General features: G+C 67.5%; 27 protein-coding genes. 9 read left to right on the forward strand and 18 right to left on the reverse strand.

The genetic code is table 11. The features are described 5' to 3' along the window. Positions 1-2: 2 nt before the first annotated feature. Together H0X90_RS24850 and H0X90_RS24855 are read right to left on the reverse strand one after the other, a co-directional pair. Positions 3-455 (reverse strand): phosphate-starvation-inducible protein PsiE, encoded by a 453-nt coding sequence (locus H0X90_RS24850; protein ID WP_006498395.1) that lies wholly within the window; start codon positions 453-455, stop codon positions 3-5. After that, positions 452-829 (reverse strand): LysR family transcriptional regulator, encoded by a 378-nt coding sequence (locus H0X90_RS24855; protein WP_058903965.1) that lies wholly within the window; start codon positions 827-829, stop codon positions 452-454. The genes H0X90_RS24850 and H0X90_RS24855 overlap by 4 nt, the downstream gene beginning before the upstream one ends. Positions 830-1,243: 414 nt before the next feature. Between H0X90_RS24855 and H0X90_RS24860 the strand changes: the two genes are divergently transcribed. The 5 genes from H0X90_RS24860 (at position 1,244) to H0X90_RS24880 (ending at position 9,354) form a co-directional block, all read left to right on the forward strand. Beyond that, complete coding sequence (locus H0X90_RS24860; RefSeq protein WP_006498397.1) at positions 1,244-2,323, forward strand: Dyp-type peroxidase; 1,080 nt, start codon at positions 1,244-1,246, stop codon at positions 2,321-2,323. Further along, on the forward strand, positions 2,316-3,131 hold the full coding sequence (locus H0X90_RS24865; protein WP_006498398.1) for a family 1 encapsulin nanocompartment shell protein: 816 nt from the start codon (positions 2,316-2,318) through the stop codon (positions 3,129-3,131). The genes H0X90_RS24860 and H0X90_RS24865 overlap by 8 nt, the downstream gene beginning before the upstream one ends. Positions 3,132-3,235: 104 nt before the next feature. Continuing rightward, positions 3,236-3,505: a hypothetical protein gene (locus tag H0X90_RS24870; RefSeq protein WP_006498399.1), complete on the forward strand. Its 270-nt coding sequence runs from the start codon at positions 3,236-3,238 to the stop codon at positions 3,503-3,505. 634 nt (positions 3,506-4,139) lie between these two features. Next, positions 4,140-6,950 (forward strand): ATP-dependent Clp protease ATP-binding subunit, encoded by a 2,811-nt coding sequence (locus tag H0X90_RS24875; protein ID WP_077190080.1) that lies wholly within the window; start codon positions 4,140-4,142, stop codon positions 6,948-6,950. A gap of 124 nt (positions 6,951-7,074) precedes the next feature. Beyond that, on the forward strand, positions 7,075-9,354 hold the full coding sequence (locus H0X90_RS24880) for an FdhF/YdeP family oxidoreductase (protein ID WP_060211289.1): 2,280 nt from the start codon (positions 7,075-7,077) through the stop codon (positions 9,352-9,354). Positions 9,355-9,452: 98 nt separating this feature from the next. On the opposite strand, the gene H0X90_RS24885 is transcribed toward H0X90_RS24880, so the two are convergent. Next, positions 9,453-10,874: a cytosine permease gene (locus H0X90_RS24885; RefSeq protein ID WP_006498403.1), complete on the reverse strand. Its 1,422-nt coding sequence runs from the start codon at positions 10,872-10,874 to the stop codon at positions 9,453-9,455. A gap of 392 nt (positions 10,875-11,266) precedes the next feature. On the opposite strand from H0X90_RS24885, the gene H0X90_RS24890 reads away from it, so the two are divergent. Next, positions 11,267-12,199: a LysR substrate-binding domain-containing protein gene (locus H0X90_RS24890; protein WP_034203656.1), complete on the forward strand. Its 933-nt coding sequence runs from the start codon at positions 11,267-11,269 to the stop codon at positions 12,197-12,199. A 75-nt stretch (positions 12,200-12,274) separates the two neighbouring features. Here H0X90_RS24890 and argE read toward each other — a convergent pair whose 3' ends face one another. From argE to H0X90_RS24930, 8 genes are all read right to left on the reverse strand, one after another. After that, complete coding sequence (argE, locus tag H0X90_RS24895) at positions 12,275-13,438, reverse strand: acetylornithine deacetylase (protein WP_060211288.1); 1,164 nt, start codon at positions 13,436-13,438, stop codon at positions 12,275-12,277. Continuing rightward, positions 13,431-14,108, reverse strand: a complete 678-nt coding sequence (locus tag H0X90_RS24900; protein ID WP_006498407.1) for a DUF1028 domain-containing protein — start codon at positions 14,106-14,108, stop codon at positions 13,431-13,433. Before H0X90_RS24900 ends, argE begins: the two co-directional genes overlap by 8 nt. An 8-nt stretch (positions 14,109-14,116) precedes the next feature. Continuing rightward, entirely contained in the window at positions 14,117-14,554 is a 438-nt protein-coding gene (locus H0X90_RS24905) for a RidA family protein (RefSeq protein ID WP_034203659.1), read from the reverse strand. A 73-nt stretch (positions 14,555-14,627) separates the two neighbouring features. Further along, positions 14,628-15,950, reverse strand: a complete 1,323-nt coding sequence (locus H0X90_RS24910) for an NAD(P)/FAD-dependent oxidoreductase (RefSeq protein WP_077190082.1) — start codon at positions 15,948-15,950, stop codon at positions 14,628-14,630. 294 nt (positions 15,951-16,244) lie between these two features. Continuing rightward, positions 16,245-16,691, reverse strand: a complete 447-nt coding sequence (locus H0X90_RS24915) for a hypothetical protein (protein ID WP_006498410.1) — start codon at positions 16,689-16,691, stop codon at positions 16,245-16,247. Positions 16,692-16,879: 188 nt separating this feature from the next. Next, complete coding sequence (locus H0X90_RS24920; RefSeq protein ID WP_227746392.1) at positions 16,880-17,503, reverse strand: hypothetical protein; 624 nt, start codon at positions 17,501-17,503, stop codon at positions 16,880-16,882. Positions 17,504-17,537: 34 nt separating this feature from the next. Then, positions 17,538-17,831 (reverse strand): RebB family R body protein, encoded by a 294-nt coding sequence (locus tag H0X90_RS24925; RefSeq protein ID WP_006498412.1) that lies wholly within the window; start codon positions 17,829-17,831, stop codon positions 17,538-17,540. 113 nt (positions 17,832-17,944) lie between these two features. Next, positions 17,945-18,502: an RNA polymerase sigma factor gene (locus tag H0X90_RS24930; protein ID WP_006498413.1), complete on the reverse strand. Its 558-nt coding sequence runs from the start codon at positions 18,500-18,502 to the stop codon at positions 17,945-17,947. 411 nt (positions 18,503-18,913) lie between these two features. On the opposite strand from H0X90_RS24930, the gene H0X90_RS24935 reads away from it, so the two are divergent. Further along, positions 18,914-19,588 carry a Crp/Fnr family transcriptional regulator gene (locus H0X90_RS24935; RefSeq protein WP_059723901.1) on the forward strand — a complete coding sequence of 225 codons (675 nt, stop codon included), beginning with the start codon at positions 18,914-18,916 and terminating at the stop codon, positions 19,586-19,588. 82 nt (positions 19,589-19,670) lie between these two features. Here the strand turns inward: H0X90_RS24935 and H0X90_RS24940 are convergent, their stop codons facing one another. The 4 genes from H0X90_RS24940 to H0X90_RS24955 all read right to left on the reverse strand — a co-directional run bounded on the left by H0X90_RS24940 (position 19,671) and on the right by H0X90_RS24955 (position 21,762). Next, on the reverse strand, positions 19,671-19,994 hold the full coding sequence (locus tag H0X90_RS24940; protein WP_006498415.1) for a RebB family R body protein: 324 nt from the start codon (positions 19,992-19,994) through the stop codon (positions 19,671-19,673). Positions 19,995-20,174: 180 nt separating this feature from the next. Beyond that, entirely contained in the window at positions 20,175-20,525 is a 351-nt protein-coding gene (locus tag H0X90_RS24945) for a RebB family R body protein (RefSeq protein ID WP_006498416.1), read from the reverse strand. A 191-nt stretch (positions 20,526-20,716) separates the two neighbouring features. Next, the gene (locus H0X90_RS24950; RefSeq protein WP_006498417.1) at positions 20,717-21,052 is read right to left on the reverse strand and encodes a RebB family R body protein; all 336 of its coding nucleotides are present in this window, start codon (positions 21,050-21,052) and stop codon (positions 20,717-20,719) included. 80 nt (positions 21,053-21,132) lie between these two features. After that, entirely contained in the window at positions 21,133-21,762 is a 630-nt protein-coding gene (locus H0X90_RS24955; RefSeq protein ID WP_058903698.1) for a hypothetical protein, read from the reverse strand. Positions 21,763-22,240: 478 nt separating this feature from the next. Here H0X90_RS24955 and H0X90_RS24960 point away from each other — a divergent pair, with 478 nt between their 5' ends. Next, a complete protein-coding gene (locus H0X90_RS24960) occupies positions 22,241-22,393 on the forward strand; it encodes a hypothetical protein (protein WP_006498419.1) in 153 nt (50 codons plus the stop codon). A gap of 209 nt (positions 22,394-22,602) precedes the next feature. After that, on the forward strand, positions 22,603-23,616 hold the full coding sequence (gene trpS, locus H0X90_RS24965; RefSeq protein WP_034204044.1) for a tryptophan--tRNA ligase: 1,014 nt from the start codon (positions 22,603-22,605) through the stop codon (positions 23,614-23,616). A 19-nt stretch (positions 23,617-23,635) separates the two neighbouring features. Here trpS and H0X90_RS24970 read toward each other — a convergent pair whose 3' ends face one another. The 3 genes from H0X90_RS24970 to cydB form a co-directional block, all read right to left on the reverse strand. After that, positions 23,636-24,043 (reverse strand): VOC family protein, encoded by a 408-nt coding sequence (locus H0X90_RS24970; protein ID WP_034203664.1) that lies wholly within the window; start codon positions 24,041-24,043, stop codon positions 23,636-23,638. A 92-nt stretch (positions 24,044-24,135) separates the two neighbouring features. Beyond that, positions 24,136-25,056: a bestrophin family protein gene (locus H0X90_RS24975; protein WP_077190084.1), complete on the reverse strand. Its 921-nt coding sequence runs from the start codon at positions 25,054-25,056 to the stop codon at positions 24,136-24,138. Between the two features lie 161 nt (positions 25,057-25,217). Further along, positions 25,218-26,225, reverse strand: a complete 1,008-nt coding sequence (gene cydB / locus H0X90_RS24980) for a cytochrome d ubiquinol oxidase subunit II (protein ID WP_006498423.1) — start codon at positions 26,223-26,225, stop codon at positions 25,218-25,220.

Raw genomic sequence — 26,225 nt, forward strand, 5'->3', positions numbered from 1 at the left:
CATTACTTGCGAGCATGCACGTCGTCCTCGACATCGTCGACGTCCGCCGGAAAGCGATGCTGGCCGAAGCTCAGGATCAGCACGCCGACCGCGAGCAGCACGATCCCGAAGGTCGTCATCAGCATGCGCTCGGGGCTGTCGGTCGCGCCGCGCAGGATCAGGTCGCGCGCGAGCGACGTCATCGCGATGAACAGCGGAAACCGCACCGGCAACCGGCCGAGCCGCAGGTAGCGCAGGTCCATCGCGAGCACTTCCAGATACAGGAACATCAACAGCAGGTCGGTCAGCGACACTTCGCCCGCGAGCACGACCTTCCACGCTTCCTGCGTCATCGCGAACGCGGTCGCCAGCCCGATCACGACCAGCCCGGCCAGCTCGGCCGCGTGAAGGAAATGGCCGAAGCGGCGACGGATGCGCTCGGCGGCCGTATCGGCGGATGCAGTGGACGTATTCAAGGTGTGAGCCGGTGTAGTGTCGTGGGCGCGGCGATCGATGCTCCGTCGCCGCAACGGGGGGTCTCGGGCAACGGAAAGCCCGCGACGGGCGAACGGGAACCCGTTGCGCACGCCTCTGCTCCGCTCGCGCCGGTCGCCTGCGCGACCGCGGACAGCGTGCGCCGGCAACACGCGTAAAACGCGACGCCGGCCTCGGTGCAGACGACATCGTCGCCCGCGCGCGCCAGCAACAACCGGCAGCCGAGATAGCGTTCGAGGCCGTCGAGCCGCGCGCCGACCTGCGCGACGTCGAGCTTCAGATCGGACGCCGCGCCGGACAGCCCGCCGTGCTCGACGATTGCACCGAAAATACGCATCGCTTCCAAAAGGTTCATCATGATGGCCGTCGTCGAGCGGAGCGAACCTAATCTACTGCACGCGACACGCCCGCTCAAGAGCACAGCGCCGCGCGCACCAGGAGTACAGCTGCGCGGGCGCCGCACAAAATCCGGCCCGGTTTGACCCATTCGAATGACAGATCGTCGATACGTGTTCCAAAGACCCGCCGAAGCTGCTAGATTGCATGCTCGACGACGTTACGCGGTGCGGGCAGCCCCACGCGCCGGGCGAACGCGCGGCCACCCCGTCCGCCTCCCCGTCGCGCCGGGAGCCGGCCGCCGCCGCTGCGGCCCGTTGCGCGATGCCCGCGCAACGTCCTTCATCCGCATGTCACAAAGAGAACCGTCGCATGACACAGTTCAACCGTTCGCCTTCGCGCGCCGCGGCTGCCGCGGCCCGTCCGTCCCGACATGACTGACCGGCAGGCCGCGATGCAGACCACTCCTCCCCCGCTCTCCCAGGCCGTTCACAGCACGATCACGCGCAGCGCGATCTTTCTCGTGGCGACGATCAATCCGGGCGCCGATCACGCCGACACGATCCGTTCGTGGTGCGGCGACATCGCCGCGCTGGTGCGCTCGGTCGGCAAGCGCGTGCCGGGCGGCAATCTCACCTGCGTGTGCGGCTTCGGCTCCGACGCATGGGATGCGCTGTTCGGCGAGCCGCGCCCCGCGTCGCTGCATCCGTTCCGCGAATTCGGCGCCGGCCAGCGCGTCGCGGTCGCGACGCCCGGCGACATCCTGCTGCACATCCGCGCCGAAGCGATGGACCTGTGCTTCGAACTCGCGACGCAACTGCTCGGCGCGCTCGGCGACGCGGTCACGGTCGTCGACGAGGTGCACGGCTTCCGCAATTTCGACCAGCGCGCGATGATCGGCTTCGTCGACGGCACCGAGAACCCGGAAGGCCGCGAAGCGGTCGACTTCACGGTGATCGGCGACGAAGACGCCGAATTCGCGGGCGGCAGCTACGTGCTCGTGCAAAAGTACCTGCACGACATGGCCGGCTGGAACGCGCTCGCGGTCGAGACGCAGGAGCGCATCATCGGCCGGACCAAGTTGTCCGACATCGAACTCCCGCCGGACGTGAAGCCGTCGTGCTCGCACAGCTCGCTGACCACGCTCGACGAGGACGGCCAGGAAGTGAAGATCCTGCGCGACAACATGCCGTTCGGGCGCCCGGGCGCCGGCGAATTCGGCACTTATTTCATCGGCTATGCGCGCTCGCCGGCGCCGATCGAGCAGATGCTCGAGAACATGTTCGTCGGCCGGCCGCCCGGCAACTACGACCGCCTGCTGGACTACAGCCGCGCGGTCACCGGCTCGCTGTTCTTCGTGCCGTCGGCCGACCTGCTCGAAGCGCTCGCCGACCGCCCGGCGCCGCCCGCCGAAGCCATCCAAACGGAATCCACGCCGTCCGCGCCTTCCGCCCCGCGTCGCGACGGCTCGCTGAACATCGGCTCGCTGAAAGGAACCCCGACCTATGAATAACCTGCACCGCGAACTCGCTCCGATCTCGTCGTCCGCCTGGGAACAAATCGAGGAGGAAGTGGCGCGCACCTTCAAGCGCTCGGTGGCCGGCCGCCGCGTCGTCGACGTCGACGGCCCCGAGGGCCCCGAACTGTCGGCCGTCGGCACCGGGCACCTGCTCGACGTCGCCGCGCCGCGCGAGCACGTGAACGCACGGTTGCGCGAAGTACGCACCATCGTCGAGCTGACGGTGCCGTTCGAGCTGAGCCGCGACGCGATCGACAGCGTCGAGCGCGGCGCGCGCGACGCCGACTGGCAGCCGGCGAAGGAAGCCGCGCAGCGGCTCGCATTCGCCGAAGACAACGCAATCTTCGACGGCTACCCGGCAGCCGGCATCGTCGGCATCCGCGAAGGCACGTCGAACCGCCGGCTCACGCTGCCGGCGGACGTCGGCGCATACCCGGACGCGATCAGCGACGCGCTCGAAGCGCTGCGCCTCGCCGGCGTCGACGGCCCGTACTCGGTCGTGCTCGGTTCGGACGCGTACACCGCGCTCAGCGAAGCGCGCGACCAGGGCTATCCGGTCCTCGGCCATATCAAACGCATCGTCAGCGGCGAGATCATCTGGGCGCCGGCGATCAGCGGCGGCTGCGTGCTGTCCACGCGCGGCGGCGACTACGAGCTGCACCTCGGGGAAGACGTGTCGATCGGCTACACGAGCCACACCGACAAGAGCGTTCGCCTGTACCTGCGCGAGACCTTCACGTTCCTGATGCTGACGAGCGAAGCATCGGTGGCCGTGGCTCCGCAGGGCAACGCGGCCGCCTGAGCGCGGTTGCCCGCGCGCGATGCCCGGCCGGGCGTCGCGCGCGACGGCCGCACCGCCGGCCGCAGGCTCGTCGCCGATCCAGCCCATCTTGCATGGAGGATGTCATGAGCGAATCGAATGACGCATTACAGGCGCTGCAGGCGTCCGTCGCTTCCTTGAAGCAGACGGTCGACGCGAACGCAGGCAGCCAGGCCGGCGACACCGCCGTGCTGTTTACCGTCGTGTCGCTGATGCTGGCCGAACTGCCGCCCGACACGCGCAACCTGATCGAGGATTCGTTCTCCGTCTGGGCCAATGGTCTGCCGAATGCGGCACTCTCGTCCGACGTGAAGCAAATCGCCCGGCAACGGCTCGCGATGAACCTGTCGGACTGATCGCGGTTCGCGACGGTTGCGCGATGTCCGGCGCATCCCGTGCAACCCGTCCTCGCCTTCGCCGGCCCCCCGCCACGCATCGGCTGCGGTGCGTGCGGAGCCGGCCGTAACCGCCGCGCGCCCGCACCGCGCGTCGCACGCCGTCTTGCGTCCGGCCCCGCGTCCCGTCTCCCCGGTTCGCCGGCTGCCGGCGCCCTGCGCGCCGATGCCGCACCGCGCGCCGTTCGCGCGCCGCCCCTTCCCGTTCCCTTCCACCGCAGGCCGCATGCGCCGCGCACGCCCGCGCCGCGGCGCGCTTGCCCGTCTGTACTCCTTGTCGCCGGATCGCGCGCGCATGTGAGGGTGCAATTCACGGCCGGCCCGGCATGGAACTGTGTCTTGGATGGCCCGTGCCGATTCGCTATTTTGAACGCAGTCGAAGCGATGCCGTGGGCTCCTCGCAGCACCCGCGCTTCCCGCCCCGACCGCGACCGTGCGCCACGCCGGCGCGCGCCGCGCGAACGCACCGGTGCCGCACGCGCGCCGCCGCGATGCGTGTCGTGCGCGTCGTGCGTGCGCGGTCGGAACGCGCGGGCGCCGCACCGCATCGGGCTTCACCCTTCGACCCACCTTCACCGACAGGAGCCAGACCACCATGCCCGCACTTTGCGATATCTGTCACGCCCGGCCGGCCGTCGCGCGCGCAACCGTGATGCAGGACGGCGAGCGCAAGACGATCTCGATCTGCGACTACCACTTCCGTCAGTTGATGCGGCATCAAAGCATGCTGAATCCGTTCGATTCGCTGCTGGGCGGTGGCGGCCCGTCGCTGTTCGGCGGGCTCGGCGACGAATCGCCGCTCGCCGCCGAGATTCCGCGCGAATCGGTCGACCCGACCGACGCGTTCAGCGAACAGACGCTCGAACTGCTGCAGCGCGCGGCCGAGAAGGCGCATGAACTGCGTCGCAGCGAACTCGATTCCGAGCACCTGCTGTACGCGCTCGCGGACACCGACGTCTGCGCCGCGCTGCTGAAGGAACTGAAGCTGTCGCCGCAGGACATCCGCGCGTACATCGACGAGCACGCGCACACCGGCACGGCCGACCCCGATGCGCCGCTCGACAAGCTGTCGATCTCGCCGCGCGTGAAAAAGGCCGTGCAGTACGCGTTCCAGGCGTCGCGCGATCTCGGCCACTCGTACATCGGCCCCGAGCATCTGCTGATCGGGCTCGCGTCGGTGCCGGACAGCGTCGCCGGCACGCTGCTGAAGAAATACGGCGTGACGCCCGAGGCGCTGCGCCAGAAGGTCGTAAAGGTGGTCGGCAAGGGCGCGGAGGACGGCCGCGTCGATGCGCCGACCGGCACGCCGAACCTCGACAAGTTCGGCCGCGACCTGACCGCGATCGCGCGCCAGGGCAAGCTCGACCCGGTGCTCGGCCGCGCGCAGGAAATCGAGAGCACGATCGAGGTGCTCGCGCGCCGCAAGAAGAACAACCCGGTGCTGATCGGCGAGCCGGGCGTCGGCAAGACGGCGATCGTCGAAGGCCTCGCGCAGCGGATCGTCAACGGCGACGTGCCGGAGGTGCTGCGCGACAAGCGGCTCGTCGAGGTCAACATCAACTCGATGGTGGCCGGCGCGAAGTATCGCGGCGAATTCGAGGAACGCGCGAAGCAGCTGATCGACGAAGTGACCGCGAAGCAGGACGAACTGATCCTGTTCATCGACGAGCTGCACACGATCGTCGGCGCGGGCCAGGGCGGCGGCGAAGGCGGCCTCGACATCGCGAACGTGCTGAAGCCCGCGCTCGCGCGCGGCGAGCTGAGCCTGATCGGCGCGACGACGCTCAACGAATACCAGAAGTACATCGAGAAGGACGCCGCGCTCGAACGCCGGTTCCAGCCCGTGTTCGTGCCGGAGCCGAGCGTCGAGCAGACGATCGTGATCCTGCGCGGGCTGCGCGACAGCCTCGAGGCGCACCACCAGGTGACGTTCGCCGACGACGCGTTCGTCGCGGCCGCCGAATTCGCCGACCGCTACATCACGTCGCGCTTCCTGCCCGACAAGGCGATCGACCTGATCGACCAGGCCGCCGCACGCGTGCGGATCGGCGCGACGTCGCGCCCGGTCGACATCCAGGAAGGCGAAGCGCAGATCGCGCAACTGAAGCGCGAGCAGGACTATGCGACCTCGCGCAAGCGCTTCGACGAAGCGAAGCAGTTCGAGGAGCAGATCAACGCGAAGCAGAAGGCCGTCGACGAGATGATGGAGGCGTGGCAGCGCAAGACCGGCTCGGAGACGCTCGAGGTGACCGTCGAATCGGTGGCCGAGGTCGTGTCGCGGCTGACCGGCATCCCCGTGTCCGAACTCACGCAGGAAGAACGCCAGAAGCTGCTGAAGATGGAGGAGCAACTGCGCGAACGCGTGGTCGGCCAGAGCGATGCGGTGGTCGCCGTCAGCGATGCCGTGCGGCTGTCGCGCGCGGGGCTCGGCCAGACCCATCGGCCGATCGCGACGTTCCTGTTCCTCGGGCCGACGGGCGTCGGCAAGACCGAGCTCGCGAAAGCACTGGCCGAGACCGTGTTCGGCGACGAGCAGGCGATCATCCGCATCGACATGTCCGAATACATGGAGCGCCACGCGGTCGCGCGGCTGATCGGCGCGCCGCCCGGCTACGTCGGCTACGACGAAGGCGGCCAGCTCACCGAGCGTGTGCGGCGCCGCCCGTACAGCGTGATCCTGCTCGACGAGATCGAGAAGGCGCATCCGGACGTCTACAACGTGCTGCTGCAGGTGTTCGACGACGGACGTCTCACCGACGGCAAGGGCCGCGTGGTCGATTTCAGCAACACGATCATCATCGCGACCAGCAACCTCGGCGCGGCGATCATCATGGACAACCTCACGCAGCCGGAAGCCGCGCGCAAGACCGACAAGGCGATCCGCGAGGAACTGATGCAGGTGCTCAAGGGGCACTTCCGTCCCGAGTTCCTGAACCGGATCGACGAGGTGATCGTCTTCCACGCGCTGTCGAAGGACAACATCCGTTCGATCGTGCAGATCCAGCTCGACCGCGTGGTGCGCACAGCCGCCGCGCAGGACATCACGCTCGTGATGGGCGACTCGCTCGTCGACCATCTGACCGAAGTCGGCTACCAGCCGGAATTCGGCGCGCGCGAGCTGAAGCGCCAGATCCGCCAGACGATCGAGACGCGGCTCGCGAAGGAGATCCTCGCCGACCGGCTGAAGTCGGGCGACAAGTGCGAGGTCGACTACGACAAGGACAGCGACGAAGTGAAGTTCAACACGCTCGCGGCACCGGAAGCGAAGGACGCGAAGCCGGACGCCGACGGCAAGGCCAAACTCAACGGCAAGGCCGCCAAGGCAGCAGCAGACGCGAAGCAGGACGACACGCCCGCGGCGAAGCCCGGCAAGAAGTCGTCCGGCGCGAAGAAGGACGCACACTAAAACAACGCATGCCCTGCAACCCGGGGCATGCATGACCGGCTCCGTCCGCCGGACGGAGCCGCCCCACGCCGCGACACGGCGCAACCGAGCCACCCGCACCGGGCCCGGCTATTGGAGATTCACCATGACAAATCGACGCGAAGTGCCAGGCATCAGGAAATACGATGGGCCCGCCGGCGGTTGGGGCGCGCTTCGCGCGACAGCCGATGCGGTGCGCACGCAAATGGAAACCATCGAGGCGCCGATCGTGCTGATGCGGACCAACCAGCCCGACGGCTTCGACTGTCCCGGCTGCGCGTGGCCGGACAAGGAACACAAGTCGACGTTCCAGTTCTGCGAGAACGGCGCGAAGGCCGTCACGTGGGAAGCGACGACCAAGCGCGTGACGCCCGAGTTCTTCGCGGCGAACACCGTGTCGTCGCTGCTGCGCATGTCGGACTACGAACTGGAGAACATGGGCCGGCTCACGCATCCGCTCGTCTACGACCGCCCGACCGACACGTTCCGCGCGATCGAATGGGACGACGCGTTCGCGCGCATCGGCGAAGTGCTGCGCGCGCTGCCGCCCGAGCAGGTCGAGTTCTATACGTCGGGCCGCGCGTCGAACGAAGCCGCGTACCTGTACCAGCTGTTCGCGCGCGAGCTCGGCACCAACAACTTCCCCGACTGCTCGAACATGTGCCACGAACCGACCAGCGTCGGCCTGCCGCAGTCGATCGGTATCGGCAAGGGCACCGTGTCGCTGGAGGATTTCGACCACTGCGAGCTGATCATCTCGATCGGCCACAATCCCGGCACGAACCATCCGCGGATGATGGGCACGCTGCACGAGTGCGCGCGCCGCAACGTGCCGATCATCGTGTTCAACCCGCTGCGCGAACGCGCGCTCGAACGCTTCGCCGATCCGCAGGACATGATCGAGATGGCGTCGTTCGGCTCCACGCGGATCGCGTCGACGTACTACCAGGTCGACGCGGGCGGCGACGCGGCCGCGCTGAAAGGCATCATGAAGGCGCTGCTGAAACTCGAAGCCGAGCAAGGCAACGTGCTCGACCGCGACTTCATCGCGCAGCACACCAACGGCTTCGACGCGTTCTCGGCCGATCTCGAGGCGACGTCGTGGGACGACATCGAACGCGCGAGCGGCTTGAGCCAGGCGCAGCTCGAACAGGTCGCGCTCGCGTATGCGAAGTCGAACGCGACGATCGTCACGTACGGGATGGGCGTCACGCAGCACAACAAGGGCACGGCGACCGTGCGCCTGATCGCCGACCTGCTGCTGATGCGCGGCAACATCGGCAAGCCGGGCGCCGGCGTGTGTCCGCTGCGCGGCCATTCGAACGTGCAGGGCAACCGCACGGTCGGCATCACCGAGAAGCCGTCGGCCGAATTCCTGAAGAAGATCGAGGACGTGTGCGGCTTCACGCCGCCCGCGCAGCACGGGCACGACGCCGTGCAGGCGATGCAGGCGATGATCGACGGCACCGCGAAGGCGCTGCTGTGCCTCGGCGGCAACTTCGCGGTCGCGCTGCCCGACCCCGAGGTGTCGTTCCCGGCGATGGCGAAGCTCGACCTGAGCGTGCATCTCGGCACGAAGCTGAACCGTTCGCACCTGCTGGTCGGCAAGGAAACCTTCATCCTGCCGGTGCTCGGCCGCACCGAGCTCGACATGCAGGCCACCGGCCGGCAGTCGATCACCGTCGAGGATTCGATGTCGATGGTCCATGCATCGGCCGGCAAGCTCAAGCCCGCGTCGGACCAGTTGCGCTCGGAGCCCGCGATCGTCGCGGGCATCGCCCATGCGACGCTGCCGAACAGCAAGGTCGCGTGGCTCGACCTGATCGCCGACTACGACCGCATCCGCGACCTGATCGACAAGACGGTGTCCGGCTTCGAGGCGTTCAACGAGCGGATCCGCACGCCGGGCGGCTTCCGGCTGCCGCTGCCGCCCACCGAGCGCGTGTGGCCGACGCCGACCGGCAAGGCGATGTTCTCGGTCTACAAGGGCGTGAAGGAGGACGCGGACGTGCTCGGCGCCGAGCAGGTGCTGCGGCTGATCACGCTGCGCAGCCACGACCAGTACAACACGACGATCTACGGCCTCGACGATCGCTATCGCGGCGTGTTCGGCCGGCGCGACGTGCTGTTCATGAACGCGGCCGATCTCGCGAAGTACGGGCTCGAACACGGCGACCTCGTCGACATCGAGACGGTGACCGCGTCGGGCCGTACGCTGCGCCTCGAAAAGATCACCGCGATCGAGTACGACATCGCGCCGGGCTCGGTCGGTGCGTACTATCCGGAAGCGAACGTGCTCGTACCGCTCGACTACATCGACAAGGAAAGCGGCACGCCGTCGTACAAGTCGGTGCCGGTGCGCGTCGCGCGCTCGGCGGTGGTCTGATGCCGCGGCAGGCCTGCACCCTGTAGTCCGGCGCTGGCCTGCCCGGTTCCTTCCGCTGCTCGCCGCCGCGTCGCAACCGACGCGGCGCCCCTCCTTCCTTACCGCACCGCCGTCGGCGGCAGGTGCGCGCCGCCCTGCCGGCGCCGATATGCGCTGTCGCGCGTCGCGAGCCAGTAGTACAGCGGCGACGTCAGCAGCAGGCCGACGAGCCACGACAGGTCCGCGCCGCCCAGATGCGCGGGAATCGGGCCCGCATACATCGGCGTGTTCATGAACGGGATCTGCACGACGATACCGATCGCATACGCGAGCAGCGCCTGCGGATTGAAGCGGCCGTAGATTCCGCCGTCGGCCATGAAGATCGACTGGATGTCGTACTTGCCCTTGTGGATCACGTAGAAGTCGATCAGGTTGATCGCCGTCCACGGCACCAGTACGACCAGCAGCGCGAGCACCAGATCGACGAGGTTGCCGACGAAGTTCGTCGATGCGCCGATCGCCGCGTAGCAGCATGCGACGAAGATCACGACCGACACCACCGCGCGCGCCTTCGCGGTCGGAATCCACTTGTACGCGAACGTCTGTACCGACGTGATCACCGCGAGCACCGCGCCGTACAGGTTCAGCGCGTTGTGGCTGATCACGCTCAGCAGGAACAGCACGAGCATCAGCGGGCCGAGCGGGCCGGTCGCCTGCTTGACCGCGTCCATCGTGTCCGCGCCGGCCGGCACCGCGAGCACCGCCACCGCGCCGAAGATGAACGCGAGCGTCGAGCCGAGCGTGCAGCCGAGATAGGTCGCCCAGAACGTCGACGCGACGCCGACGTTCTCCGGCAGATAGCGCGAATAGTCCGACACGTACGGCGCGAACGCGATCTGCCACAGCGCCGACAGCGACACCGTCGCGAGCCAGCCCGCGAAGTCGAAGCCGCCGCGCGTCAGGAAATCGGCGGTGCTCACGTGCGACAGGATCATCCAGAAGCCGACGGCGATGCCGATGCCGAGCACCCACGTGCCGATGCGGTTCAGGATGTGGATGAACCGGTAGCCGACGATCCCGATCAGCCCCGAGCCCACCGCGCCGATCACGATGCCGACCGGAACCGGCACCGACGATGCGATGCCGTGCACCGACTTGCCGGCGAGCACGATGTTCGACGCGAAGAAGCCGACGTACATCACGGCCGCGATCACCGTCACGAGCAGCGCGCCCCACGAGCCGAACTGCGCGCGGCTCTGGATCATCTGCGGGATGCCCATCTGCGGCCCCTGCGCCGAATGCAGCGCCATCAGCACGCCGCCGACCGCCTGGCCGACGACGATCGCGACGATGCCCCACATCAGGTTCAGGTGGAACATCTGCACGCCGAGCGCGCCGGTCACGATCGGCAGCGGCGCGATGTTGCCGCCGAACCAGAGCGTGAACAGGTCGCGCACCTTGCCGTGGCGTTCCGCAGGCGGCACATAGCCGATCGTGTGCTTCTCTATCATCGGGGACGCATTGCGTTCCGCGTTCGTCATGGTGATGTCTCCTGTCCTGCGCGGCGATGCGCGCGTGCCGTTTCCGCCGGCGCGCGTCGGGGTGCGCGCCGGCAATCGGGTCCGGATGCGCGAGCGACGCCGCGCCGCGTGCACACGCGGCCGGGTCGGCGAGGCGAACGATGCGCGGCAGGCGGGGACGGATGACCGCCTCCGCCTGCACGCGCGGCCTCGCCGCGATCCAGGTTGGCGACGATGGTGCGCCACGTGCATCGGGACCGGAAAATACTAAAAATATTTCCGCGACATACGAAAAAGCTCTGCAGCGGAAATTTCGGCGCGGAACGACTTCAGGTAAGGTGCCAGGGTCTGTTTCCCTACGGAACGCGCATGCGCCCGCGGCGGCACGCCGGGGCCGGGCATCAGAGGTGCTTGTGGCTCACTACACTTTGCGGCAACTGAAATACTTCATCACGACGGTCGAATCCGGCAGCGTCGCCGAGGCCTCGCGCCAGCTCTTCATCGCGCAGCCGTCGATTTCCAGCGCGATCAAGGGGCTCGAAGAGAGCTTCGGCGTGAAGCTGTTCATCCGCCACCACGCGCAGGGCGTGTCGCTGACGCCGAGCGGCACGCGCTTCTACCGGAAAGCGCAGGAACTGCTGCGCATCGCGCACGAGTTCGAACAGAACGCGCTCGCCGACAACGACGTGATCACCGGGCAGATCGACATCGGCTGCTTCGAGACGGTCGCGCCGCTCTATCTGCCGCAACTGATCGCCGGTTTTCGCGAGCGCTACCCGGGCGTGAACATCCGGCTGCGCGACGGCGACCAGCAGGAACTCGTGCAGGGACTGACGTCCGGCACCTTCGATCTCGCGCTGATGTACGACCACGATCTGGACGGCACGATCGAAACCGAGCCGCTGATGCCGCCGCAGCAGCCGTACGTGCTGCTGCCGGAGAACCACCGGTTCGCGGGCCAGACGCACGTGTCGCTGCGCGACCTGTGCGTCGAGCCGATGATCCTGCTCGACGTGCAACCGAGCCGCACGTACTTCGTGAGCCTGTTTCATGAACTCGGGCTCACGCCGAACATCGTGTTCGGCTCGCCGTCGATCGAGATGGTGCGCGGAATGGTCGGCCAGGGCTTCGGGTTCTCGCTGCTCGTCACGCGCCCGCATTCCGACTATACGTACGACGGCCAGCGCGTCGTGACGATCGCCCTCAGCGAAACCGTCAGCCCGTCCGGGCTCGTGAGCGCACGGCTGAAGCGCGGCCAGCTCACCAAGCAGGCGCAGTCGTTCGTCGATTTCTGCCGCGAACGGCTCGCGCAGATCGTCGCGCAATCGGCACAATCGGCGCGATAAGGACGACAGGATCGCGAGCGGGAACAGGACCACGCACGCGCCGCCGGATGCGGTGCGTGCGTGTCGGCCGCACGTTCAGGCGTCGGAAGCGAGATACGCGGCCAGGCGGCCCAGCATCGCGTCGCATCCGTGCAGCTGGTCGAGCGTGACGAACTCGTCGGGCTTGTGCCCCTGATCCATGCTGCCCGGCCCGCACACCACGGTCGGAATGCCGGCCTGCCCGAACAGCCCGCCCTCGGTGCCGAACGCCACCGTGCCGAACGCATCGGAGCCGCTCAGCAGCGCGAGCACGCGTGCGGCCTCGCTGTCCGGCGCGGTCGCCAGCCCCGGATACGCGCCGAGCGGCTGCAACCGGATGTCGGTATCGGGCTGCACCGCGCGCATCTTCGGCAACAGTTCGGATTCCGCATAGTCCTGCAGCTTTCTCGGCACGTCGTGCGCATCGAAATCCGGCAACGCACGCACCTCGAAATCGAATTCGCATTCGGCCGGCACGATGTTCAGTGCGCGGCCGCCCTTGATCAGCCCGGCCTGCACGGTCGAGAACGGCGGATCGAAGCGGCGGTCGTGATGCTCGGGCCGTGCGAGCGCCGCGCCGATCTCGCCGAGCCGGCCGATCAGCTTCGCCGCGTAGTCGATCGCATTGACGCCCGACGGCGCGTAAGCCGAGTGGCACGCGGCGCCCTTCACGTGGCAGCGCATCGCGAGCTTGCCCTTGTGACCGAGCACCGGCTTCAGTTCGGTCGGCTCGCCGATCACGCACAGCCGCGGACGATGTTCGCGCACGGCCAGTTGGTCGAGCATCGGCCGCACGCCGAGACAACCGACTTCCTCGTCGTACGAGAACGCCAGATGCACGGGCAGGCCCAGCGGCCGTGAAACGAACGCCGGAACGGCCGCGAGCACCGACGCGATGAAGCCCTTCATGTCGGCCGTGCCGCGACCGTACAGGCGGCCGTCGCGCTCGGTCAGCCGGAACGGCTCGACCGTCCACGCCTGCCCGTCGACCGGCACCACGTCGGTATGGCCCGACAGCGCGACACCGCCGCGATCGCACGGGCCGATCGTCGCGTACAGGCTCGCCTTCGTGCGTTCCGCGTTGTAGAACAGTTCGCTCGCCACACCGAACCCGGCGAGATAGTCGCGGATGAAGCCGATCATCTCGAGGTTCGAATCGCGGCTGACCGTCGCGAAGCCGATCAGCCGTTCGAGCAGCGCGCGGCTCGACGGATCACTCATCGCCCGGCACTCCGTAGCTCGGCGCGGCGGTCGGATTCAGCGCGCGCGTCTGGTAGTCCTGCATCTGCGGCCGATACGCGCGCCACAGCGCATCGAGCTGCCCGATCGGATCGGCGTCGGCCCAGTCGACGCGCAAGTCGACGATCGGCCAGGTCACGTCGCCCGCCACCTTCAACGCGGCCGAATGCACCGGCCCGGCCTCGCCGCCGGCCGCCATCGCCGCGTGCATCGCGGCCAGCAGGCGATCCGCGAGCAGCCCGGGCGCCTGCTCGAAGGCCCGCACCATCGCGTCGATCACGGTCGGCGCGGCGAGCAGGTTGCCGGCCGCCACGCACTGCTCGCCCTGCACCGCGTGATGCGTGCCGAGCGCCTCCTTGCCGGTGAAGCATGCGGTCTGCCCCTGCCCGTCGATCACCGTGACCTGCCGGTACTGGCTCCAGCCGTTCGCGCTCAACGCGCGGTCGAGCGCCGCGGCGGGCGTGAGCGGGTCGTGCTCGATCAGGTCGAGGATCTGGGGCCCGAGCGCCGGCAGCGTGATGTTCTGCGTCGCGACGGCGCCGACGCCCGCGCGCACCCACGGGCAGCGCGCGCCCACCGCGATGCTCGACGAGCTGATCGCGATCCCGAGCTGGCCCGTTTCCGGGCAGCGCCCGACGATGGAGAAAGTCATGTCGCCTCCTATGCGCGGTTCGGCTGCCAGTTGTCGGGGATCACCGCGATCACGTCGATCTCCATCAGCCACTGCGGCTGGCCGAGCGCGGAGACGACGAGCCCCGTCGAGATCGGGTAGACGCCTTTCAGCCACTTGCCGACTTCCTGGTACACGGGTTCGCGGTAACGCGGGTCGATCAGGTAGGTCGTCGTCTTCACGATGTGCGTGATGTCGCTGCCGGCTTCCTCGAGCAATTGCTTGACGTTCTTCATCGCCTGCTCGGCCTGCGCGCGCGCGTCGCCGAGGCCGATCAGGTTGCCGTCGAAATCGGTGCCGACCTGGCCGCGCACGTAGACGGTGTTGCCGGCCCGCACGGCCTGGCACAGGTCGTTGTCGAGCGTCTGGTTCGGGTAGGTATCCCGGGTGTTGAACATGCGGATACGCGTATGGGTGGGCTGGCTCATCGAGGTCCTTCGAGTGTCGGTGGGTTGCCCGCCGCGCCGGAAGCAATCGCGGCGCGGCGGGATGTGTCGGGGATCAGTTCGCCGCTTCGGCGAGCGGGCGGGCGTCGGGCCGTGCCGCTTGCGCGGCCGCGCGGTGCTGCGACGCGTCGTGGTACGCGAGGTACTTGCGCTGCGTGTCGATGTGATCGGCGATGTGTTTCGCGTCGTGCCACACGCCCCAGATGAAGCTCGAGCCGCGCCGCGACAGCCACGGCAGCCCGAGAAAATAGATGCCGGGCTCCTTCGACACGCCGCGCTGGTGCTGCGGCTTGCCGTCCGGCCCGAACGCGTCGACGTTCAGCCAGCCGTAGTCGACGGCATAGCCCGTCGCCCAGACGATCGACGCGATGCCGGCGCCGGCGAGGTCGAGTGCGAGGATCGGATGCGCGACGCATTCGGGATTCGGCAGGATGCGCCGCGCGTCCGGCTCTTCCGGCAGGTCTAGGCCGTTGCGTGCCGCATACGCGTCGGCCGCGTCGAGCAGCGCCAGGTAGTTCTCGTCGCCGCGCGCGAGATTGATCGCGAGATCGCGCTCGAACACCGCCACGCCGCCGTCGAACGACTTCGTCAGCCCGACCAGCGTCACGCCCTGGTTCGCCAGTGCGCGGAAATCGACCGTATGGCCGCCGCGCGCGCCGCTCACCGCGATCGTCACGTGCTCGCGGCCGGGCGTCGCGACTTCCTTGTCCCATTCGCCGAGCACGCCGAGCCACCAGCAGAAGTCGCGGCCGCGATACGCGCGCGGCGGACGATCGTGTGGCCCGACCGACAGGTACACCTGCCGCCCCGCGCGCTGCAGCTCGTCGGCGATCTGCACGCCCGACGAACCGGCGCCGACCACCAGCACCGCGCCCGCCGGAAGCTGACCGGGGTTGCGATAGTCGGCGGAATGGATCTGCACGAGGCGCGCATCGTCCGGCGCGATCGGCGGAATCACGGGGCGCTGGAACGGCCCCGTCGCGACCACCACGCGGTTCGCCTCGATCGTGCCGTCCGACGTCTCGACGACGAAGCCCGGCTTGCCCGTGTTGCGCACGACGTGCTTCACTTCGACGCCGGTACGGATCGGCGCGTTGAACTTGCGTGCATACGCTTCGAAGTAGTCCGCGACCTGGTCTTTCGACGCGAACGCGTCGGGATCGAGGCCGTCGAATTCGAGCCCCGGGAAACGGTCGTGCCACGCGGGGCCGTTCGCGACCAGCGAATCCCAGCGTCCGGTGCGCCAGCGTTCGGCGATGCGGCTGCGCTCCAGCACGAGATGGGGCACGCCCAGCTTGCCCAGATGTTCGCTCATGGCCACGCCGGCCTGCCCGGCGCCGACGACGAGCGTATCGATTGAGGTTGTTTCGACTGCCACGGCTGTCTCCTTCTGAAGTGCGGCTCATGCGACGCGCGTGTCGCTGCGTGAGCTGGAATGGAGACATTCTGCGGACAGGGCGTCTGGCGCGAAATGAGGTTTTTTGTTGGTGTTGACGAGCAAAAAGCTGGGGCGGGAGGCGGTGGCGCGCAGCGTGCAAGCAGGTAGCCGAAGCGCAATGCCGGTCGGGAACGGTTCGACACGAGCGCATGGGTGCGCCAAAAAATCCGATGTCCCGACGCAGCCGAACCGATCGTCGACGCGCCCCACCGGTATGTCACCGGCTCGTGCCGACTACACGTTGGTCCACCCGTCGGTGCCCTTCCGATACGCCATCACGCCACCATGGATTCGCACCCGCAGATTGCCGTCCGGCACCTGCACCCACTCGAACATGTCGAGACTCTGCATCAGCGCGGCGAAGAAATCCTGCACCTCCTGCGACTCGTTGGCCTGCCAGACGTCGATACGCCCGAGGCACGCACGCATGTCGCCGCTCTGCTGCATGATCGTCTCGACCTGCCCGGCGACATTCGCCGCCGTGTCGTAGACCTTCGTGCCGTCGGGGCCGACGATCGACAGATGGATGCCGCGCACCATCGTCGGCTGACCCGGCGTCTGCTCGACGAGCGCGATGCAGCTCGTCATCGCGCCGAAATCGATTTCCGTCGCATCTCCCCATTGGCGCTCGCCGACCGCCAGCGGCGCGGGACCGTTTACGTGCTGAATGATGTAGGACATGGGTTCCTCACATGATTGGACTGGACTGCCGGTAGCAGGCCGCGACGTGTTCGACGAAGAACGCGCGTCGCGCCTGCCGCTCACATCCCGCATCGGGCCGGGCGGCCCGGCGGGTCGTGTCGATCGATGCGTTGCCGCCACTCGCGCGACAGGCGATCGCCCGCGACGTTCGTGATCGACGTCGCGCCCTACGTGCCCTTCTTGTCCAGCAACGCCTGATACTTCTGCAGGCTCTCGTCGATCCTGTCGAGCGCGACGCTCGCGGCCTCGCCTTCGATCGCCTCCGCGGCGCCCGCGACGACCGCCGCGGTCGCGACGAACAGGTCCGTCAACAGCAGGCCCACCGCATCCATCGCCATGCCTTTCACGTCCTCGTCGATGGTCTTCTGCGCCAGGTCCTTCATCAGCACGCTCTTGCCCGCGATCGCCAGCGACGTCGACGCCTCGAAGTAGTTGGCCGCCGCCTGCGCGACCATGCCGCCCGCCTGCGTGATCATCATGTTCGGGCCGACGGCGATCTGCGTCGTCGCGTAGGACGCAGCCTCCGCGTTGATCGCCTGCACGGTCTGCAGCGCCGAGTGGGCGGACCCTCTCGCGCCCGCGATCTGGTCCGGCGCCTTCAGCGCATCGGTGAACCTGCGCAGCCGGTTGGTCGGCCACGCGCGCGTGCCGGCTGCCGAAGCAGCGGCGTGCGGCGCGACATCGGCCGGCGTCGTTGCTTCGGCTGCGGCGGATGTGGCGGCTGCTGCGTCCGCGGCGCCGTCCGGCACTTGCGTCGCGCCGTCTGCGCGGCCGCCCAAAAGACCTTTCATGTTCATTATTCAGATATCCTGATAACGTCGCGTCCTAGTGCGTGGAGCCCGTCGGCGGCCCGCCCGCCGCGGGCAGCGACGCGCCGCCCGATGCCGGCTTCGGCGACGCTTCGACGGACAGGATCATGGCCACCGCCTTCGACACCACGGCGTTCGAGATCTGGTTCAGCGCCGCCTGCTGCTGGGTCATGTTCTGCGCCGAGATGCCGACGGCCTGGCTGAACATCTGGTACAGCATGCCCAGCGCCTGGGCCGGCGATCCCGCGACGACGTTGACGTTGGTCTGCGTCAGCGCATCGGTAATCTGCTCATTGACTTTGTCTGCCACGAGGCCTCCTCGGATCTCGGCTCCGGCATGCGATTGAAGGAACGGGCGGGCCGGCAGGCCATCGACGCCGCGCATGCGTTAGGAACGCTGCGTGCCGGCATTCGTGAACGCGCTCACGCGAGTTCCTCGCGCAACTTCTTGCGCAGCAGCTCGACGCGTTTTCTGGCGAGCGGCTCGTTGATCCCGAGCGTCTCGGCGATGTGCAGATAAGGCCGGTCCTCCTCGAACTTCAGCGTGAACAGCATCTGCTGCTGCGGGGACAGCATGGACAGCGCCTGCTCGAGGCGCAGCAGCTGTTGCCGCAGCAGCAGTTGCTGCTCCACCGACGGCGCGTGGCCGGCCAGCTCGACGGCGTGATCGTCGTCCCAGCCCGGGTCGAATTCGAGCATGCCGCTTTCGCGCAGACGGCGGCGCGCGCCATCGAGGAACGCGTGATTCAGCGCCAGAAAGAGAAAACCCGTCAGGTTCCGGACGCGCTCGGGCGAGCGCTGCAGGTAAATGTGGACCTTGAGTGCGGTATCGGAAAGCAGTTCGTCGGCACGGTGAATATCACCCTTGCACAACAGGCGCGCGCGGCGCCGCAATTTTCCCTGCATTTCCCGCCACGTGCGGTCGAGCTGCTGCGCCGGAGACTCGGGCGGCGGGGCAGCGTGCTGGTTCGAGGTTGTCATCCCGTGTCTTCCTTTTTTATGGAAAACACAGAATCGATTCGACGCCGGGAATGGCGCTGTTACCCGTGTAACACCGATATAACGATAATCGGTTTCAGTAAATTTTCTTGATTATTATGAACGGAAATTTTAATTCACCGGCATAGCCCGATCCGTCGTTTCAGGTGCGTCGCCGGGCCTGACCGGATAACGGCATTGCGATGAACAAGCAGGACTCCCGCCGCGATGCGCCCGTGCGTCGGCATGCGGCTTCCCCTGTCGGTCGAACAAGCGCGCTTGCCGCCAAAACACGGCCCCGTCCGGACCGCTTGCCGATTATTTCGATACTTTCATTATTCATTTTTCACGCAATGCCAAAGGCAGCGTTTTTCGCTAGGTGGCTGCATCGTCAAACAACCTCGCGCGGAAAACATGCCTGCCCTTGCTAACGCTCAAACGCTGCGCAATATACCGATACTCGCCGATCTTCCGGAGAGCCTGCTCGCGCACATCGAGCGGCACGTCACGTCCTGGCCGGAACACGGCAATCGCCTGTTGTTCTTCAAGGGCGATCCGGGAGATTTCGTCGCGTTCGTGCACCGCGGCCGCGTCTACAAGACGCTGCACGAACCCGGCGGACGCGAGATCATTCTCGGTCACGCGATGCCGGGCGACCTCATCGGCGAGAACACGCTGATTCGCGCGCACCGGCGCAGCTTCACCGCCCAGTTGAGCCCCGACTGCCGCATTTCGCTGCTGCATCGCCAGCACTTCGCGCCGCTGCAGGCCAACGCGGAATTCATGGCGCGCATCCACGAGCAGCTGTGCCGGCACATTCACCAGTTGAGCGACTTCGTCGAGTCGGCATGCCTGTACCGGCTCGAAGCACGGCTCGCGCGCCATCTGCTGAACCGCATGCAAGGAAACGATCTCGAGGTGCCGCTGCCGGAGAACCAGAGCATCCTCGCCGCGATGCTCAACGTCAGCCGGCCGCGACTGAACAGCAGCCTGCAGAAGATGCAGCGCGACGGCCTGATCCGGCTACACGAACACGGTGTGACGATCGAGAAACCGGAGCAGCTCCGGACCATCGTCGCCGCCAATTGATGCCCCGGCAAGCGCGTGCGCCGGGCAGCGCCGCCATGCGGGCATGGTTGCGCGCGCCGGATTGCGCGGCGCGCGGTGAAGGTCAGCCGCGCCCGTGGCCGATGGCGTTCATCAACTGAGCGACGGCGGCCAGTTGCGAGACGAAGTTGTCGTTCGCGGACCGCGCCGCGCTGGCCAGCGCTACCGGCGAGCCGGCATAGAGCTGCATGATGCCGACGGTCGTGGCGGCGAGGTTGGATGCCGCCTGGTTCGCCTGCATCTGCACCGCGTTGTGAAGCAGGATCGCGGACGCGTGGCTGTTGGACTGCATGAGCGTGCCCAACGCCACGGCGGGCGCTTCGCCCACTACCTTGACGTTGGCTTGCGTGACTGCATCGGTCGTCGCGGGGGAAACCTGTTCCGGCATGTCTTGGCTCCTGGTTGGCTCGCCGCCGCGGCGCGGTCGTGGCGAGCGCATGAGTGGGTCGGCCGGCGCCGACGCTACGTGACGGGGTGTCCGCCGTCACGTGCGTCGACACGATGTCGGGCGCCGGGCGGCAGCCACCGCGATCGGGGCCACCGCCCGGCGCCGACGCCGGGCTACGCGTCAGGCCAGCGCCTTGCCGAGCGCGAGCACGTCGGCCAGCACGGACAGCACGCCGTTCGAGCCGATTTCCGTCGCGGCCGCGCCGGCGCTCGCCGGCCCGAGCGTGTACAGCTGCATCGTGCCCACGTTCGTCGAGGTCGGCAGCTGCACCGCGGACTGCGACTGCTGCTGCACGGCGTTCTCGAACAGCACGCTGAGCGAATGGCTCTGGGCCTGGTACAGCGAGCCCGTGGCCATCGCGGGCGCCTCGCCGACCACCTTGACGTTGGTCTGCGTGACCGCGTCGGTGATCGCGGCGTTGACCGCACACGTCTTGCAGGGGTCCTTCGCGTCGTTTGTGTCATTTGCCATCGTATTTCTCCTGTTTCGCGAACGGGCTGCGCATCGAATCAGCGCTGCCCGCTCCGTCGTTTGCTCCGGAACACCGCACGGCACCGTGGGTCAGGCGCCGGCGGCCATGCTGCGAATCCGCGCCGCGGCGGCGGGATCGGCGGCGCGTGCCGCGGCCGCCGCCGCTTCAACCACGGCGCTGCGATGACGCCTTACGGCCGGGCCACCGCCTTCCCGATCGCGATCACGTCGGCCAGAATGGAAATGATCCCGTTCGCGCCGATTTCCGTGGCGGCCGCGCCCGCGCTTTCCGGCCCGATCGTGTAGAGCTGCATCGTCCCCACGTTCGTCGACGTTTGCGACTGGATCGCGGCCTGCGACTGCTGCTGCACCGCGTTCTCGAACAGGATGCTCAGCGAATGGCTCTGGGCCTGGTACAGCGAGCCCATCGCCATCGCCGGCGCTTCCGCGACCACCTTGACGTTGACCTGTGTGACCGCATCGGTAATCGCGGGATTGACCTGGCACACTTGACACGTATCAGCCATTTGTTGCTCCTTGGTTCACGTAGTTGAGAGGTCGCACATCGGGGCCGGCCGGTTTCGCGTTCGGTCGCATGACCCGCGTGCTACTCCATGGACGCTCGGCCGACGGTGTCGTGAACGGTAGCGGCAGGTTCGGATCGTTCAACCGGGCCGGTGTCGATGCGCCGCAACCGGTCCTCCATTGCGTCGAACCTGGCCGCGAGCCGTTCGGCGAGCGCATCGCCGTATTGGCGGAAGCACGTTTCGATTTCCTGCCGGATCAGGCCCGTCAGCTGTTCGCCGATCATCGTCAGCGCCTCGCGGGTGCTGTCCTGAATCTCCGCCGCGCCGGCAGCCTGCGCGTCGCCCGCCGCCTCGTGCGCGTCGAGCACGCCCGCTACTTTCCGCTGCTCCGACGCCAGCATGCCGAGGGTCGTCTCGTTCTGCGTGTCGATCGTCTGCAGGATGCCGCGCATCTTCTCGTACGCCTTTTGCTGGTTGAGCTGCAGAAAATGCTTGATCTGTTCGCGCGCCTCGCGCCGGGTTTTCAACTGCGGCAAGGACGGATTCGCGGTGCTCGCCGGCGTGGCCAGGCCGGCGGCGGACGCCGACGGGTGCCCCTGGCTGCTCGGCAGCCGCTCCAGCAGCGCCTGTTCTTCGCCCGGCTCGAGCGGCCGGCCCAGACGCTTCTCCGCGAACTGGCGCAGCAGGGGGTCGAGTGTGTCGTTGCTCATGGCTCACACCTCCTCGAGGGACGCCCCGGCACGGGGACGCGAGGGTCGGGTTCGGATGGACGCCGCGCCACGGCGGCCTGGTCGGCGTGCTGCAATGGATATCGCATGGGGTTCTCCGGGAAAGGAAGGTGCGACGGCCCGGCCGGAAATTTCGGCGGACCGCTGCAGGGACGAACCATGCGACGTGTCTGTGAAGTCGGGAACGGGGCCGGCGCGCCGGCCGCGCCCGTTCCCGACAATTCTTGACTGTGTCCGGCCCGTTGAACTGGTAGGATGCCGGTCGCCTCGACGCGGGCAGCCGGCACGACCTCTCAACCGTCCCCTTTTTCACGCCCCGCGGCTGGTAAACTTCGCGCTCGGCCCGGACGACCCGGGCCCCGGACAGCATCCCAGTCCCGTAAAACCCGTCATACCTCGGCCTCGCCTCGCGCGAGCCGTTGCAGTAACCGTTGGAGTGGCGCACCCCGCGCCTGCAAGCATGAAGAAATCGAAGCAGCCCACCCATCCCCGCGACAAAGACCGCACGCCGTTCGTCCGCGCCGGCGCATTGCTGCTGATGGCCGGCCTGCTGTACCTGCTGTGGCCGTCCGCCGAAACCGCGTACCTCGCGATGGAGTCGGTGATCCGCTGACGCACGCGTCCTGCCGCGCACTGCGCTATACTGGCGCGATGGAAACCCGACCTGCCTCGCCGATCGTGCATTGCTGGTGGCGCGCCTGACCCAGGCGGCCCGTTTCCTTTTGCATGTCCCAAACGTGATGCCGCCAGCCATGGCGGCATTTGCGTTTCTGCGCTGAGACCATGGCTGGCGGCTTCGACAACCCGGAGCCCACGACGACCATGACGCACCCCACCCGCCCGATCATCCTCACCGGCGACCGCACGACCGGCCCGCTGCACCTCGGCCACTACATCGGCTCGCTGCGCGCCCGCGTGCAGATGCAGCACGAGGCGACGCAATTCCTGCTGCTCGCCGACACGCAGGCGCTCACCGACAACATGGGCCGCCGCCAGCGCGTGACCGAAAACGTGATCGAGGTCGCGCTCGACTACCTCGCCGTCGGCATCGATCCGGCGATCTCGACGATCGTCGTGCAGTCGCAGGTGCCCGAACTCGCCGAGCTGTCGCAATACCTCCTCAACCTCGTCACGGTCGCGCGCCTCGAGCGCAATCCGACCATCAAGGAAGAAATCCGCCTGCGCGGGTTCGAGCGCGACATCCCGGCCGGCTTCCTGACCTACCCGGTGAGCCAGGCCGCCGACATCACCGCGTTCAAGGCGACCCACGTGCCGGTCGGGGACGATCAGTTGCCGATGATCGAGCAGACTAACGAACTCGTGCGTCGCTTCAACGCGACCGTCGAGCAGCCGGTGCTGGTCGAATGCGAGGCCGTGCTGTCATCGGTCACGCGGCTGCCCGGCATCGACGGCAAGGCGAAGATGAGCAAGTCGCTCGGCAACGCGATCACGCTCGGCTCGACGCCGGACGAGATCGCGCAGGCCGTGAAGGACATGTACACGGACCCGAATCACCTGCGCGTGAGCGACCCCGGCCAAGTGGAGGGCAACGTCGTGTTCACGTTCCTCGATGCGTTCGAGCCGGACGTGGCGAAGGTCGACGAGCTGAAGGCCCACTATCGCCGCGGCGGCCTCGGCGACAGCGTCGTCAAGCGCGTGCTGAACGAGCGGCTGCAGGCGCTGATCGAGCCGATCCGCGCGCGCCGCCGTGAGTTCGAAGCCGACAAGGCCGAAGTGATGGCGATCCTGAAGCGCGGCACGCTGCATGCGCGGGAAGTGGCGGGGGCGACGCTCGCGGAGGTGAAGGGAGCGATGGGGTTGACGTATTTCGGTTGAGCGATGCCGTCACGGCCGCTCACGCTCCGGCGCCGGCCGCCGCATGACACACGGCCTCGACCCGGTTGCCGGCCGGATCGACCAGAAAGGCCGCGTAGTAGTCGGCGTGGTACTGCGGCCGCAATCCGGGTTCGCCGTCGGACTGGCCGCCTGTCGCGAGGCCGGCCTCGAAAAACGCATGCACCTGCTCGCGGGAAGTCGCCTTGAAACACCAGTGCCGCTTGCTCGCGCCGATTTCGGCGGGATCCAGATACACCGCCAGAAAGGTCGACCCCGGATCATTCGCGCTGCAACGTTCGCCGTAACCGAGCGCATTGGGCCGGTCATAGACCTTGGTCGCGCCCAGCGCAGCCATGACGGCATCGTAGAAGGGGCGTGCCTGGTCGATATCCGGCACGCCGATCGACACGTGATCGAGCAGTTGCATGGTGTGGGCTCCATTGAACGAGCAAGAGTCTACACACCCGTCATCGCTCCGGCCGATCAACCTTACAGACGACTACACTAACGCCCCGCAGCCTACGTGATCTGATACGTCGACGCGGGCACGAATTCCTCCGGCATCGGCCGATCCCCGAGTTCCAGCACCGACCGCTCGATCGTACGCGTCATCGCATCGAGCGCGAGCGCATTCGGCGCGAGGCCGAACGGCTCGGCCACTTCGTTCGCGATCGCTTCGAGCGCGATCAGCGTATACGCAATGAACACGCAGATCAGCGGCGTGAAGAACTCCGTCGAATCGACGAGCCCGAACGGCAGCAGCACGCAATACGCATACACGGTGCGATGCAGCAGCACGCTGTACGAAAACGGGATCGGCGTCGACAGGATGCGCTCGCACCCTCCGACCGACTTGCCGAGCTCGTCGAGTTGCGTCTCGAACATCCAGCAGGTCGCGTCGCTGCCCGGCGCGCGGCCCAGCGCACGGACGATGCCGCCGCGCAGTTCGTCGAGGATCGCGACCGGCTTGTAGCATTTGCCGCCGAGCGCGGCCGTACGCTCCGCGCCGAGAATGCGCTGCAGGTCCGCGGTCGGATCGGTATGGCGCAGCTGGTGCTTCAGCGCATACGCGAGCGCGATCAGCAGATCGGCGAGCCGGTTGCGCTCGGCGTCGCCGACGCTGTCGGGCAGGTAGCGATGCAGTTGCGACGTCACGGAGCGCGCGGCGATCAGCAGGTTGCCCCACAGATGCCGCGCCTCCTTGAAGCGCTCGAAGCTCGCGTTGTTGCGAAACCCGAGGAAGATCGCGAGCGCGAGCCCGAACAGCGTGAACGGCGCGGTGTTGAGCGGAATCTTCTCGCCGAAGATGCGCCCGTTCGTGAAGACCGCCAGCGTGCTGACGATCGCCATGAACACGAGCTGCGGAATGATCGACTGCAGCACGGAGCCGTTCCATACGAACAGCATCCTGAGCCAGTTCTGTCGTGGTCTGACGATCATGATGTTTTCTCGACTGCCAAGGAAATGCGCAACCCGTTGCGCCCGCACCCGATGCGCAACGGCCCGCGCGTGGCGGGCCGCTTTCGTATCGGGTGCCGTGTCGGGCGCCGCGCCGCGCGTGATGATACGCGAGCGCCGCGCCCCGTCACCGCGCTGGCCGCTCAGTGATAGCCGACGTCGCCCTCGCGCACCTTGCCACGGAACACGCGGTACTGCATCGCGTTGTACACGAGGATGATCGGCAGCACGATCACGGTGCCGACGAGCGCGAACAACTGGCTCGAATGGCTCGACGACGCGTCCCAGATCGTCAGCGACGGCGGCACGATGTTCGGCCAGATGCTGATCACGAGCCCGGTGTAGCCGAGGAACACGAGAGCCAGCGTCAGCAGGAACGGCGTGGCCTCGTGCGCGCGCTTCACCGTGTGGAAGATGCCCCACACGCATGCGACGACGAGGACCGGCACCGGCAGGAACCAGCCGAGGTTGCCGCTGCCGAACCAGCGGTGCGCGACGGCCGGCAGCCCGATCACGGTCCACAGGCTCACCACGCCCATCACCGCGAGCAGCACGCCCGTGAGCGGCTTCATCAGCAACCGCATCTTGCGCTGCAGTTCGCCGTCGACCTTCAGGATCAGCCAGCCGCAGCCGAGCGTCGCATAGGTGACGAGCACGCCGATCCCGCACATCATGCTGAACGGCGACAGCCAGTCGAACGGCCCGCCCGCGAAGTGGTTGTTCTCGATCTTGATGCCCTGCAGCAGCGAACCGAGCACGATTCCCTGGCAGAACGCCGCCAGCGCCGAGCCGCCGATGAACGCGAGGTCCCACATGTGCTGCGTGCGGGTGGCTTTCGCGCGCAGCTCGAACGCCGCGCCCCGGAAGATCAGCCCGACCAGCATCAGCACCAGCGGCAGGTAGTTGGCCGGCAGCAGCGTCGAATACACGACCGGAAACGCGCCGTAGAGGCCCGCGCCGCCGAGCACGAGGAACGTCTCGTTGCCGTCCCACACCGGCGCGACGGTGTCGAGCATCACCTGGCGCTCGGCCTTCGCATCGAAGAACGGAAACAGCAGACCGATGCCGAGATCGAAGCCGTCCAGCATCACGTAGATGAATACGCCGAGGCCGATGATCGCGGCCCAGACGACAGGAAGATCGATGTGCAT

The sequence above is a fragment of the Burkholderia sp. 9775_39 genome (genome assembly GCF_015712225.1).
In the GTDB taxonomy this organism is placed as follows: domain Bacteria; phylum Pseudomonadota; class Gammaproteobacteria; order Burkholderiales; family Burkholderiaceae; genus Burkholderia; species Burkholderia cenocepacia.